The organism is Nocardiopsis synnemataformans, from assembly GCF_965343085.1.
Taxonomy (GTDB): domain Bacteria; phylum Actinomycetota; class Actinomycetes; order Streptosporangiales; family Streptosporangiaceae; genus Nocardiopsis; species Nocardiopsis alborubida.
Window position 1 is genome coordinate 1 of sequence record NZ_CBDRFA010000093.1, and the last position, 12,918, is coordinate 12,918.

Consider the following 12,918-nt stretch of genomic DNA (forward strand, 5'->3'; position numbering starts at 1 on the left):
CGGGTCGCGCCGCTCGAACACGGTGAGCGCCTGCGCCAGCGGTTCGTAGACGGCCCCCTGGAACCCGATCCGCACCCGTTCGACCGTGGAGCGCGCCCGGGAGCGGGCGTCCTCGAACACGCTGACCAGCGCGCCGTAGGACGGGCGCAGGGACTCCAGGAAGTCGGCGCCGAACTCGCTCAGCCGGACGCGGCGGCTGGTGCGCTCCACCAGGCGTGCGCCGACCCGGCCCTCCAGCGAGCGGATCAGCTGGCTGACCCGGCTCTGGGAGACGTGGAGGCGTTCGCCGGTACGGCCGAAGTGGAGTTCCTCGGCCAGCACCAGGAAGCACTCGATCTCGTGGAAGTCGATCTCCCGCGCCACGGCCGTACCCTTCCGGCGTCGCTGCCCGGGCGGTCCGGCCCCGGAGTCTGGAACTGGATCGATGAGCCCAGCTGATCGAAGTATGAGGGATCGCCCGTTGTTCGGCGACCGGGAGGGCACTTGACTCGGAGCATGCCCAAGACCCCGTCACCACAGGCCTCGTCACCACAGGTCCCGCCACCGCAGACCTCGCCGCCCCTGCCCTCCCCCGTCCGGGGGTGGTCCGCCGTCGTCGCGATGGCCCTCGGCACCTTCACCGTCGTCACCACCGAGATGCTGCCCGTCGGGCTGCTGACCCCCATGGGCGCCTCCCTGGAGGTCACGGAGGGCACCGCCGGTCTGACCCTGACCGTCACCGGCCTGGTGGCGGCGGCCACCGCGCCCTTCGTCCCGACCCTCATCGGCCGCGCCGACCGCAAGGTCGTCCTCGTGGCGCTCATGCTCCTGCTCGCCGCCGCCAACCTGCTATCGGCCTGGGCGCCGAACCTCGCGGTCATGGTCACGGCCCGCGTGCTCGTCGGCCTGGGCATGGGCGGTGTCTGGGCGCTGGCGGCGGGGCTCGCGCCCCGGCTGGTGCCCGAACGGTCGGTGGGGTCGGCGACCTCCGCCGTCTTCAGCGGGATCGCCGTCGCCTCGGTGTTCGGCGTCCCGGTGGGCGCCTACGTCGGGGCCCTGGCCGACTGGCGCGCCGCCTTCGCGGCGTTCGCGGTACTGGCCCTGCTCGTCGCGGTCGCCATGGTCGTGCTGCTGCCGCGTCTGCCCTCCGAGCGGGCGGCCCGCCTGAGCGGTGTGACCGACCTGCTGCGCGATCCCCGGGTGGCCACCGGTCTGCTCCTGGCGGGGCTCCTGGTGACCGGCCACTTCGCCGCCTACACCTACGTCCGCCCCGTCCTGGAGACGACGGCGGGTGTCAGTGCGGGACTCGTCGGCACGATGCTGCTGGTCTACGGCCTGGCCGGTGTCGTCGGCAACTTCGCCTCGGGCCCGCGCGCCGTCCGGGCCCCGCGCGCCACCCTCGTGGTGCTCAGCGCGGCCCTGGGCGGATCGGTGTTCCTCCTCCCCTGGATCGGCGTCACGGTCCTGGGCGCCGGGGTGCTCATGGTCGTGTGGGGCCTGGCCTACGGCGGAGTGTCCGTCAGCGCCCAGACCTGGATGATGCGCGCGGCCCCCGAGGAACGCGAGGCCGTCTCGTCGCTGTTCGTCGGCGTGTTCAACGGCAGCATCGCGCTCGGCGCGCTGGTGGGCGGTCTGGTCCTGGACGGCGCGGGCGGCACCGCGGTCCTGTGGCTGGCCACAGCCCTGGCCCTGGGCGCGCTCACCGCGGCCCTCTTGGGCCGGGCGCCCGCGCGCACGTCCTGAACCCTCCCTTTTCCCGGGCGGGTGCGCCCGGCACCCGCGCCTGCGTCCGGGGCGCTGTCCCGCTCTTCGGCACACGGTCGCCCCGGCGGATGGAACGCCTCAGGTCCGGGGCGCGTGCGGAAGGACGTCCTCCAGCAGGGCCGCGAACTCGTCGGCGTCGGGTTTGGTGTCGCTGAGCAGGGTGTGCAGGAGGATGCCGTCGATGACCGCCGCCACGTTCCGGACCCGCACGGGATCGTCGGTGTAGCACCGTGCGAAGGTCGAGACCGCGGCCAGCCAGCGGTCCGTGGCCTCGCGCAGGTGGGGCTGGCGGGCGGCCAGCAGGAACAGCTCGTACTCGGCCAGCAGGCGGCCCGGGTCGGCGGCGACCTTGGACAACAGCTCGGCCAGGTCGCGTCGACGGTCGCCGCCCGAGGACATGCGGCGCATCCGCTCGGAGTCCTCGTCCATCACACTGGTCAGGGCCTCGGTCAGCAGGTCTCCCAGACCGGTGAAGTAGTAGGTGGTGGCGGAGGTGGGCACCCCCGCCTCCTGGGAGACCGTGCGGTGGCTGACCCCGGCGACCCCGTCGCGTTCGATGACGCGCAGGGTGGCCTCGATCAGGGCCTGGCGGCGCTGCTCGCCCTTCAGGCGGCGTCCGTCCGAGTGTTTCAACGCTTCTCCTCCGGTTCGGAATGGGTGTGCCGCGGGGCAGAGGTCGGTGCGGGCCCCGGAACTCGCTCACCCAGCGGCACCGGCCGCCTCCCCCTCAGCGGCCTGCTCCTCCTGCGCCTGCCTGGACCGCTCCTGGATCCGACCCAGGAGCGGGGCGAACGCCAGGGCCAGGACCAGGGCAAGGGCGCCGGCCGCGACCGCGACGAGGAAGCCGCCCGTGGTGCCGCTCTCCTCCACCGCCAGACCCGAGGAGAAGGTGCCGATCGCGGTACCGATGGTCAGACCGGTCAGGGCCCAGGTCATGCCCTCCGTCAGCCTGGACGGCGGGACGGTCCGCTCGATCAGCGTCATCACCAGGATCATCGTGGGGGCGAAGAAGATCCCCGCGAAGAACACGGCCACGGACAGGGTCCAGATGCTACCGACCATAAGGAAGGGAAGGGTGGTCACGAACGTGCCGGCCACGGCCACGATCAGCATCCTGTGGAGCCGCCAGGGCAGGTTCAGCACTCCGAACGTCAGACCGGACAACGCCGACCCGAGCGCGTAGGCCGACAGCACGACGCCGGTGGCGCTGGTCACGCCGAGCGACTCGGCGAAGGCCACCGCGACCACGTCGACCGCGCCGACGATCACCCCTCCCGCGAGCAGGGTCAGGACCAGGACCAGGAGGGTGCCGCTGAGCGCGGTCGCGCCCTTGGCCCCCTGCTCCCCGGCGGCCTGGAGCGGCGGCTCCGTACCGCGCTGGGCCACGAACAGGGTGACGCCCAGGGCCAGGAAGGCGGCGGCGGCCAGCGGACCGGCCTGCGCGAAGGCCATGGTGCTCAGCACCACCGACAGCGCCGGGCCGGTGATGAAGGTGAGTTCGTCGGCCACGGACTCGAAGGAGTAGGCGGTGTGCAACCGGGGCGAGCCGCGCAGCAGCCCGGTCCAGCGTGCACGGGACATCGCGGACATGTTCGGCATGGTTCCGGCGGGAACCGCGAACGCGAAGAGTGCCCAGTACGGCGCGTCGAACCGCACGCACAGCAACATCAGGAGCAGGGACGCGACGCTGACGGCGGCAGCGGGGGGCAGGACGCGGCGCTGGCCGTGGCGGTCGGCCAGACGCGAGACCTGCGGCGTGATCAGCGCCATGGACAGGGTGAAGGTGGCGGCCACGGCACCTGCCAGGGCGTAGCTGCCGTGGGTGGTGGACAGCATCGTGATGATGCCGACATTGGTCATGGCCACGGGCATGCGCCCGACGAGCCCGGCGACGGTGAAGCCCTTGGCTCCACGCACCGCGAAGATCTGCGCGTACGGATTGGGCATGACGGAGGGGTCCTTCCGCGTGTACGGGATTCGTGGCCGGGGAGCACCCCGCCAATGAATTGGGACGTCCGTCCCAATTTCTACCCGACGCCCCCCGGACGCAAGCCAAAGTGACGCACGACACATGGCCGCGCGCTGCTGCGTGACTGTGCGGCTCCGCCCTGGAGAGCCGCGAACACCCGAGCCCGTCCCCATCCCCCAAACGGCACGGTCACGCCGACCGCGGAGGGCATCGGCACCGTGTCCCGGGACCGGGAGGCGCCGACGAAAGTCGGTGGGCGCACCGACCAAAGCGACGCCGGCCCCCGGGGTGTACCGCCTTAGGAGCCGCCCCGGTGGGTTCCCCAGGTGGATGCGCTCCCGCAGGTTACGCACCTAGCGTGGTGTTCGTCCCCGCAGGGGCACCCGGTCGGCCCACACCGACGGACCGCCGGGAGCCCGTCCGCCCGCGGATCCGCCGCGGCCGGACGGGGACACGACGCCCGACCCGGACCTCGAAAGGGAACGACATGCCACTCCTGGCGCTGAACGACTCCGGCCTCCTCGCCACCGGACTCCCCATCCTCCTGCTGATCGGGTTCGTGGTGGTGTCCCTGGTGGCGGTCGTGCTGATCATCGCGGCGGTGTTCAGCATCCTCACGTCGCGGGTGGACGGGGCGATGAAGGTCGTCTGGCTCATCTTCGTCTGCATCGCACCCCTGATCGGGGCCATCCTGTGGTTCCTCGTCGGGCGCAGCCGCGTTCCCTACTGACCGGAGTCCCCGGCCGCCCGGGAAACGGGAGGCGGGAGGCGGAGCGCCCACGTGTTCCCCACCGACCGCGGGCCAGGCCCAGGGCGGAGCGGGGCTTCACTCCTCCTCTGGCCCCTGCCCTGGCGAAGGCGCGACCGCGCCCGGTCACGGGTTCACCGTCCGCCGAGGTGGCGGGCGAGGAAGCGGTCGATGGCGCCGAACATGGTGATCAGGTTCTCCGTGTTGACGATGGCGTGGCCCTCGTCGTCGAAGACCAGGTACTCCACGTCCACACCGCGCCCGCGCAGCGACGCGACGATGTTGTCGGACTCGGCCTTGACCACGCGGGCGTCGTTGGCGCCCTGCACCACCATCAAAGGTGTGGTGATCGCCTCCACCCTGCTGATCGGCGAGCGGGCCAGCATGTCCGCCTCCTGCTCCGGAACCGCGGGGTCGCCGACGTAGCGGTACCAGTTGTTGACCAGCGCGGGACGGACGAACGCGGGCTGGGTCCGCATGAAGTTGGCCAGGTCGGAGATGCCGACGACGTCGACGGCGGCGGCGAAGCGGTCGGGGGTGAAGGCCGCCCCCACGAGCGCCGCGTAACCGCCGTACGAGCCCCCCAGGATCGCGACCCGGTCGGGGGCGGCGTAGCCCCGCGCGAGGGCCCAGTCCACGGCGTCGATGAGGTCGTCGTGCATCTTTCCGGCGAACTCGCCGATCGCGGCCTTCATGTGGGCCTTGCCGAACCCGGTGGAGCCGCGGAAGTTGACCTGGAGCACCGCGTAACCCCGGTTGGCCCACAGCTGCGCGGAACCGTTGAACCCCCAGTTGTCGCGCGCCCACGGGCCGCCGTGCACCAGCAGCACCAGCGGCAGGCCCTTCGGCTCGACCCCCACCGGCAACGTCAGGTACGAGGGCAGCTCCAGCCCGTCCCGAGCCGGGATCGTCACCGGCCGCATGGGAGCCATCGCCTCAGGGTCCAGGTGCGGGTGGGCGCGGAACAGCAGCCGGGCCTCCCCGGTGGAGTGGTCGTAGAACCAGGTCACACCCGGGTCGCGGTCGTGGGTGAAGCCCACGACCCACCGCTGCCCGCTGTCGTCGCAGGAGACCGCTGCCAGGTCTCCCTCGGACAGCTTCTCCAGGTTGGTCAGCACCTCGGCGAAGTGGGGGTCCAGGGCGTGGACGACCTGGCGCTCACCCATGTAGCGCACGCCCAGCAGCTCGCCCCGCCGGTCCCGGATCAGCGGCGGGGGAAAGGTGGGGAAGACCTGCGCGCGCGTGTCGATGTCGAAGGCCGGGTGGCTGTCCACCTCGGTCTCCTCACCCGTGGACAGGTCCACGCGCACCAGGCGGGTACGGTCGGTGTCCTTGTTGGAGCCGATCCACATCCCGGTCCCGTCCGGGGTGACCTGCGTCGGAAAGACACCCACCGGGTAGTCGGCGCCCTCGTGCACCAGGACGGAGCTCAGGGTGCCCGTCGCCGGATCGCGTCGGGAGACCTCCAGGTCGCCGTCGGCGTTGAGCGAACTGGTGAACAGCTCGCCCTCACGGCCCTGGAACCAGGACTCCCCCGCACCCGGAGCTCCGGGCCAGCACGGTGAGCTCGCCGGTGGCCACGTCCAGCTCGTGCAGGTCGAACTCGGCGGCGTCGCGGGCGTTGAGCGAGACGGCCAGCTTCCCCGGCCGCCCCCGGGACGGCTCGAAGCCCACCACCCTGGCCCCGGGGAAGGGGGTCAGGTCCACCGCCGCCGAACCCGGCGCGTCCAGATCGACCCGGAACAGGTGCCAGTTCTCGTCACCGCCGCTGTCCTGGAGGTAGAGCAGCCAGCGCGGGTCGTCGCTCCACTGGTAGCTCTGCACGCTGCGGGTCTGGTCGGCGGTCACGCAGCGCGGTTCGCCGTCCAAGCCCCCGGACGAGCCGAGGCCTTGGACCCAGACGTTGAGCCGGTCCCTCCACGGCGCCAGATAGGCGATCCGCGTGCCGTCCGGCGAGATGGTCGCTCCGGCGCGCTCCGGCGCACCGAAGAAGTCCTCGACCGAAATCCTCGCGGGCAGTGCCATGTCATCCCTCTCGTTGGTGTTCGGTGACGGGAGCCGTGGACCGGGAGGGCCGTGCCCTCGCGTCCGTCCACGGCTCCCCGGCGTCGGGTGGGATCTGTCTCTCGGTGTTCTCCCGACTGCGGGGCGCCACCAGTGACGCCGCGTCAGGAGCCGGAAGGGGGAAACGTCATGCCGGGGCGGTGGCACCGCCCCGTCGCAGGAGCGCGTCACGGCTTGCGGTAGGTCAGCCCGCGCAGCAGGACCTCCGCCGGGCCGCGCCTGCCCGCACGGTCGAGCCAGAACGCCGCCACGACGGTCAGCAGCCAGGTGCCCACGGCCACCAGCACCGCCGACCAGCTGGACAGGTACACGCCCAGGCCCAGACCCCAGGCGGCCAGGAACGGGGCGAAGGCCACCGACTGGGCGAGGTAGCCGCTCAGGGAGCGCCGCCCCAGGGACACCAGCGCCCGGACCGGCAGGGACCGCTGGGTCCCCCGGGCGGAGAGCCGGTGCGCGACGAGTCCGAAGAGCGCGGCGTAGCCCACCCCGGTGAAGATCCCGGTGTAGAAGTGCACCGCGGAGACCGCCGAGATGTGGGTGGCGTCCAGGACGCCCACGTGCTGGAGGCCCAGCACCGCTCCGGCGGCCCACCCCACGGAGACGCCCAGGACCGCGACCCGGCGCAGTAGCGTCAGGTGTCGCGTGGGGTCCTCCAGGAACCGGTGCCGCGCCGCGAGCAGACCGATCAGGAACACCGTCGGCAGGGCCAGGGTGAACAGGCCCGAGAACAGCCCGAAGAACCAGGCCGGGAGGCGGAACACGGCGGAGAGCAGGTAGCTCGTCTCGGCGATGCTGGCCCTTTGCATGTCGGTCGCCGCGGCCGTGGACACCGCGTCCGGCGCCAGGAGGACCGAGACCACCGAGACGACGGTGACCAGGGCGCCCAGGGCCAGCAGGACGGACAGCCAGACCTTGAGGGTGCGGTCGCTGCGGTTGAGGAACAGCGGCACCATGACGAGCCCGATCAGACCGTAGGTCCCCAGGATGTCGCCCTGCCACAGCAGGGCGGCGTGCACCGCGCCGAAGACGAGCATCCACAGGTGGCGCCTGCGCAGGAGCCCGCGCGCGTCCTTCTCGCTGGTGCCGCGCGACCTCTGCCGGCGGTACATCTGCCCGATGCCGTAGGCGAAGAGGAAGCCGAACATCGTGTGCGTCCGGGCGTCCACGACGACGATCGTCATGAACTGCGCGACCCTGTCCGCGAGGCCGCCGTCGACGGGGTGCAGCATGGCCAGGCCGGTGGGCGCGTGGTACAGGAACCACGGCACGTGGGCCAGCGCGATCAGCAGCAGCATCATGCCGCGGGCGAGGTCCGGGGCGAGGGCGCGTTCGGCGACCGGCGTCGAACGCGCCGGGGCCCGGGTGTCGGTGGCGGCGACAGGCGGGTCCTCGGCTCCGGGGACGGCGGACGGGTCTTCGGCACCGGGGTCGGCGGGCGGGCCTTCGGCACGATCGGTCGTCATGGTGACGGGCTCCAGAGGGTCTTCGCGGCGATCGGTCAGCGTGCGGGGGACAGGTGTCCATTGCAGCCGTCGTCGCGCTCCGGGGGCAGTGGGACCACGTCACCAACCGGCCGTGACGTTTGTCGGGGTCAGGTCATGACGCGGCGTCACTGGTGCACGCGGCGGAGCCGGAAGAATACTGGGGGCGCACCCGGCGCCCGGTCACGGAGAGCGCCCTCGCGCGGACGCGGTCCTCGCCCGCGCCCGGAGCGGCTGACACCGCGGCTGACACGCCTCCGCTCCGCACGGCCCCCTCCCCCACGGGCCCGGGCACCGCCGCTCCGACGGCGTCAGGACCCGGGGCGAAGGACCGTGCACGGTGGTGGACACGAACCTGGAAGGGACACGCATGACGTCCGAGAAGACCGAGGAGACGCAGGGACGGCTGCGCAAGCTCCACGTGGACCTCGTGTCCGGCGCGATCTCCGCCGTCGGGGCGCTGCTGGTGGCGGTGAACGCCACCTCGTGGCGGGACGCGCTCCTCATGGCCGTGAGCCTGGCCGTGACCCTGCTGATCGTCAACCGGTGGCACGTGGGCCGCCTCTCCCGAGCCACGCTCGCCGGTCTGGTCGTCAACGCGACCTTGTGGCTGCTCGGCATGCTCCTGATGAACGTCTCCATGCCCGCCTACGGGTTCGCCATCGTGGCCACCATCATCATCCTCGAACTGCCGCGCCACCAGCGGGCGGCGACGGCGGGGATCGCCGTCTTCGCCGCCGCCGGGCTCACGGCGAAACTGGTGGTGTCGCGCGAGGGCGTGGTCGACTTCCTGCTCCAGTACGTGGTCGCCTCGGCGGGCGTCGCCCTGGGAGGGGTCGTGCTCACGATCCTCGTCCACGCAATGCACGACCTCATCGCGGAGTTGGCGGCGGCGCGTGAGCGCGAGGCGGAGCTGGCCGTGGCCCAGGAGCGCATGCGCTTCGCCAGCGACCTGCACGACATCCAGGGCCACACCCTGCACGTGGTCAAGCTCAAGACCGCGCTGGCCCGCAAACTGGTGCGCGCCGCCCCCGACCGGGCCGAGGAGGAACTCGGCGAGATCCAGACCCTGGTCGGCGACACCATCACCCAGACCCGGGAGCTGGCCTACGCCCAACGGCGCCTGAACCTGTCCGCGGAGCTGGAGAACGCCAAGAACCTCTTCGAGGCCGCCGACATCGACGTGCGCGTGGACCGCCGGGCCGAGGCCGCCCCGGGCGCGGGCGAGCTGCTGGGCCAGGTCCTGCGCGAGACCACCACCAACATCCTGCGCCACGCCCAGGCCGAGCAGGTGCGCATCACCCTGACCGAGACCGGCATCAGCATCGTCAACGACGGCGCACCCCAGGAGCCGCCCACGCGGCTGCGGGGGCTGGCCGCCCTGCGCGAGCGCGTGGCCGACAGCGGGGGCGAGCTGACGGTGGAGCACGAGGGCGGACGGTTCGTGACGGCCGCGCGGTTCCCGCACCTCGCTCCCACGCCGCGACCGGGGAACACCGCGCAGAGGTGAGCGCTCGGCCCCGGAGCAGCGCGGTGAGGGCTCCTGGAACCAGGCGCGGGCGTCCAGGGTCAGGGCGTCGACGTCCATCGCGAAGGTCTCCGTCCCGGCCTCGCCCCGGTGGTCGCGGTAGGGCCTGTCGAAGTGCGTCGGCGGGGGCTGGACGAGCGCGTCGACGCGGTGCCCGGCGGCCGCGCCCTGCTCCACCATCCAGTCCCAGCGCGTCGGCCTCAGGCGGGCCGTCCACTTCAGGGCCGCGCGGGCTCGGCGTTCCCGCGAGCGACCGGAGCGGCCCGTCGCGGACAGGTTCACACCAGGACGAAGGCAGCGAGGACGACCGCCAGCAGCACGACGTAGGAGACCGCGTGCACCCGGTCGGGCACCCGGCCCACCAGGCGGCGGGTGACGGCGATGGCGGGCAGCGACCCGGCGAGCAGGAGGGCCCCGGCCACGAGGTCGACCGATCCCAGGTGGCCGGGCCCCGTTCCGCCCCCGTCGCCGAACAGGGCGTACACCGCCGTGCCCGCCACCGCGACGGGAAGGCTGAGCGGGTTGGCCATCGCGGCCGCCTCCCCCATCGGCAGGCCCCGGCGGCGCAGCAGGGGGACGGTCATGACGCTGCCGCCCACTCCCAGGAAACTGGTCACCGCGCCGATTCCGATCCCGCCCGCCGTGGTGGTGCGCCGCCCCAGCAGGCGGGGGCCGGCGTCGGGGTCGCGGGTCAGGAAGCCCCTGCGCAGGAGGGTGTCGAGCAGGGTGATGGCGATGTAGGCGACGAACAGCACGCGCTGGGCCCCTCCCCCGACGACGGTGGCGACCAGGGAGCCCAGCACCGCGCCGACGCCGATGTAGGCGGCCAGCGGCCACACGTAGTCGCGGCGCAGCCGTCCGGCCCGGTGCTGGGAGAGGGTGGCGCTGAGCGCGTTGACGACCATCACGGCGGTGGAGGTGGCGACGGCCACGGCCATCGGGTCCACTCCCGGGTCGGCCTGGGCGCGGGTGACGTAGTAGACGACGGGAACGACCACGAAGCCGCCGCCGAAGCCGAACAGGACGGTGGTGACGCCGGTCAGCAGGCCCAGGGCCAGCAGGGGCAGGACGAAGGTGAGCACCCCGACCACGTTAGGGAGGCGGACGCTGGCGCGCTTTCGAAAGAAGGCCACCATCCTTCGCGCAGCGGACAACATCCGGTAGCTTCGGTCCCGTGCGCAACATCCCCGTCGCCGAGGTGGACTCCATCGACCGGCCCGTCCTGGCGATCGGCACCGACTACCCGCCCGAGCACGTGCTGCCCGCCCACCGGCACCGGCGGGCGCAGTTCCTCTACGGGGCGACGGGGGTGATGCGGGTCCAGACGGCGGACGGGGAGTGGACCGTGCCGCCGCACCGGGCCGTGCTGATCCCGGCCCGGACCGACCACCGGGTGGTCATGGCGGGGGTGAGCACGCGGAGCCTGTACCTGGAACCGAGCGCGGTCGCGTGGTTCCCGGGGCGCTGCCAGGTGGTGGAGGTATCGCCGCTGCTCAGGGAACTGCTGTTGACGGCGGTGGACCTGGAGCCGCGCTATTCCCCGCACGGCCGGGACGCGGCGGTGTTCGCGCTGGTGCTGCACGAACTGCGTCGGCTCGTACCGCTGCCGTTGGATCTGCCGCTGCCCGGGCACGAGGGGTTGAGGGCGCTGTGCGAGGAGTTCCTGGGTGCGCCGGATGTCCATGATCCGCCCACGCGGTGGGCGAGGCGGTTGCACGTCAGTGAGCGGACGGTGCACCGGCTCTTTCGGGCGGAGACCGGTATGAGCTTCGCGCGGTGGCGGCAGCGGGCCTGCGTGCTGCACGCGCTACCGCTGCTGGCCAGGGGTGAGCCGGTGACCAGGGTGGCGACGGGGCTGGGGTACGAAAGCCCGTCGGCGTTCTCCACGATGTTCCTGCGCGTGCTGGGGTCATCGCCCCGCGACTACGCGGCGGGTCAGTGAGCGGTTGCGCGTGGGTCCTGCGGAGTCGTCCGGGCTACCCCGGCAGGTCGCTGGTGCTGCGGCGGTGGCTGGGGAGGGGCGGGGACTGGCATGGAAACGGCCCCGCCCGGTTCGTCTGGGCGGGGCCGGTCCTGTCTGTGGACTACTGGGCGCGAACGGCGCTGACCAGGGCTGCCCACTCGGCGGTCGGGGTCGCGAGGTGGCCGAGCGACCGGTTCTGGGTGTCGCGAACCAGGACGGCGGCCTGGTCGCGACGGGCCTCCACGCAGTCACCACCGGTGCCGTTGCTGTAGCTGGACTTGCTCCAGTCCTCGGTCATCGCAAACCTTTCATGTTCTGCTGCTACTGATTACGCGCCGCAGCCAGCAGAGCCGTCCACTCCGAAGCCGTGGCGGACAGGTGGCCGAGCGGCCGGTTCTGGGTGTCGCGAACCAGGACGACGGCCTGGTCACGACGGGCCTCCACGCAGTGGCCACCGCTACCGTTGCTGTAGCTGGACTTGCTCCAGTCCTCGGTCATCATGTGATGCTGCCTCGAATCTCTTCCATGCGGGACCGTGACACCGATACCGGCAACGCGGCGCTCCTCAACTCCGCAAACGTTCGGTCATAGCGTGCCACAACCTCGGGCTGCTTCAGCGATATCCCGGTCTGCTGGCTCTCGACGTACACGAACGCCCCGTTCCCAGGTACAGCCATCAGCGTAAAGGACCCGCCCAGACCCGGATGCCCCTCGGCTGCGATTGGCACGAGCTGAATGTTCACGCGCGGACGGTAGGACTGATTGATCAGGTGGCTGATCTGAGCATCCATCACCTCTGGGTTCCGGAAGCGTCGCAACAGCACCACCTCATCCAGGAGCATCGTGATCTTCGGAGGATGCGAGCGCTCCAGGATCTGCTGACGGTGTTGTCGTGCGTTCACGATCTGGTCGATGACTCCGGGAGTAGCGTCTGGCTCAGCGAGTTCACTGATCGCCCGGACGTACTCCTCAACCTGGAACAAGCCAGGAACCAGGCCCAGGGAGTAGTCGCGGATCGTCGTTGCCGCCTGCTCGGCCTCAGCCGCCTCGCGGAAGTACGCGGTCATCCCGGTTCCGGAGAACACTGCGTCCCATGCGTCCACGAGCACACCCCGAGCGGTAAGGGCTTTGTCGAGTCGTGCTACTGGGTCTCTCCGCGTCCCCTTTTTCCCCAGTTCCAAATCACTGACGGCGCTCTGTGAGATCACGGCCAGGTCAGCGAGTTCCTGCTGAGAAAGCCCGGCCTGACCTCGGAGTTTCCTGATGAGCTTCCCGAAACGAAGCCGAGCAGCTTCGTCTCCATCTTCTTCTTGCGCCATTTCACCACCAGGCTAACCGGACCTACCACTGGCCATAGAAGTTTTACCGTCTTCAGTGGTAAGCATAGCGCCGCAGGCAGACCACTTGGCAAGGTTTGTGACG

At 71.5% G+C, this 12,918-nt stretch carries 12 protein-coding genes and 1 pseudogene; 4 read left to right on the top strand and 9 right to left on the bottom strand.

Annotation, left to right across the window (positions count from 1 at the left end; genetic code table 11):
* The coding region (locus ACSIH6_RS34680; protein ID WP_435112556.1) for a LysR family transcriptional regulator at positions 1-363 on the bottom strand (363 nt) is incomplete at its 3' end.
* A gap of 132 nt (positions 364-495) precedes the next feature.
* Here ACSIH6_RS34680 and ACSIH6_RS34685 point away from each other — a divergent pair.
* Positions 496-1,722 carry an MFS transporter gene (locus ACSIH6_RS34685; protein ID WP_435112557.1) on the top strand — a complete coding sequence of 409 codons (1,227 nt, stop codon included), beginning with the start codon at positions 496-498 and terminating at the stop codon, positions 1,720-1,722.
* A gap of 99 nt (positions 1,723-1,821) precedes the next feature.
* On the opposite strand, the gene ACSIH6_RS34690 is transcribed toward ACSIH6_RS34685, so the two are convergent.
* Both ACSIH6_RS34690 and ACSIH6_RS34695 read right to left on the bottom strand, forming a co-directional pair.
* Positions 1,822-2,322 (bottom strand): TetR/AcrR family transcriptional regulator, encoded by a 501-nt coding sequence (locus ACSIH6_RS34690; protein WP_435112578.1) that lies wholly within the window; start codon positions 2,320-2,322, stop codon positions 1,822-1,824.
* 120 nt (positions 2,323-2,442) lie between these two features.
* On the bottom strand, positions 2,443-3,690 hold the full coding sequence (locus tag ACSIH6_RS34695) for an MFS transporter (RefSeq protein WP_435112558.1): 1,248 nt from the start codon (positions 3,688-3,690) through the stop codon (positions 2,443-2,445).
* Positions 3,691-4,199: 509 nt separating this feature from the next.
* On the opposite strand from ACSIH6_RS34695, the gene ACSIH6_RS34700 reads away from it, so the two are divergent.
* Positions 4,200-4,442, top strand: a complete 243-nt coding sequence (locus ACSIH6_RS34700) for a PLDc N-terminal domain-containing protein (RefSeq protein WP_061078783.1) — start codon at positions 4,200-4,202, stop codon at positions 4,440-4,442.
* Positions 4,443-4,594: 152 nt separating this feature from the next.
* On the opposite strand, the pseudogene ACSIH6_RS34705 reads toward ACSIH6_RS34700, so the two are convergent.
* Positions 4,595-6,485, bottom strand: a pseudogene (locus ACSIH6_RS34705) (S9 family peptidase).
* A gap of 206 nt (positions 6,486-6,691) precedes the next feature.
* Entirely contained in the window at positions 6,692-7,987 is a 1,296-nt protein-coding gene (locus tag ACSIH6_RS34710; RefSeq protein ID WP_435112559.1) for a DUF418 domain-containing protein, read from the bottom strand.
* 388 nt (positions 7,988-8,375) lie between these two features.
* Here ACSIH6_RS34710 and ACSIH6_RS34715 point away from each other — a divergent pair, with 388 nt between their 5' ends.
* Positions 8,376-9,515: a sensor histidine kinase gene (locus ACSIH6_RS34715; protein ID WP_435112560.1), complete on the top strand. Its 1,140-nt coding sequence runs from the start codon at positions 8,376-8,378 to the stop codon at positions 9,513-9,515.
* 296 nt (positions 9,516-9,811) lie between these two features.
* On the opposite strand, the gene ACSIH6_RS34720 is transcribed toward ACSIH6_RS34715, so the two are convergent.
* On the bottom strand, positions 9,812-10,624 hold the full coding sequence (locus tag ACSIH6_RS34720; RefSeq protein ID WP_435112561.1) for a sulfite exporter TauE/SafE family protein: 813 nt from the start codon (positions 10,622-10,624) through the stop codon (positions 9,812-9,814).
* 83 nt (positions 10,625-10,707) lie between these two features.
* Here ACSIH6_RS34720 and ACSIH6_RS34725 point away from each other — a divergent pair, with 83 nt between their 5' ends.
* On the top strand, positions 10,708-11,475 hold the full coding sequence (locus ACSIH6_RS34725) for an AraC family transcriptional regulator (RefSeq protein ID WP_435112562.1): 768 nt from the start codon (positions 10,708-10,710) through the stop codon (positions 11,473-11,475).
* 142 nt (positions 11,476-11,617) lie between these two features.
* On the opposite strand, the gene ACSIH6_RS34730 is transcribed toward ACSIH6_RS34725, so the two are convergent.
* The 3 genes from ACSIH6_RS34730 to ACSIH6_RS34740 are packed head-to-tail and all read right to left on the bottom strand — an operon-like array spanning position 11,618 to position 12,815.
* Positions 11,618-11,794, bottom strand: coding sequence for a DUF397 domain-containing protein (locus ACSIH6_RS34730; RefSeq protein WP_435112563.1), 177 nt, complete (start codon positions 11,792-11,794; stop codon positions 11,618-11,620).
* A 23-nt stretch (positions 11,795-11,817) separates the two neighbouring features.
* Entirely contained in the window at positions 11,818-11,997 is a 180-nt protein-coding gene (locus ACSIH6_RS34735) for a DUF397 domain-containing protein (protein WP_435112564.1), read from the bottom strand.
* Positions 11,994-12,815, bottom strand: coding sequence for a helix-turn-helix domain-containing protein (locus tag ACSIH6_RS34740; protein ID WP_435112565.1), 822 nt, complete (start codon positions 12,813-12,815; stop codon positions 11,994-11,996). Before ACSIH6_RS34740 ends, ACSIH6_RS34735 begins: the two co-directional genes overlap by 4 nt.
* Positions 12,816-12,918 lie beyond the last annotated feature (103 nt).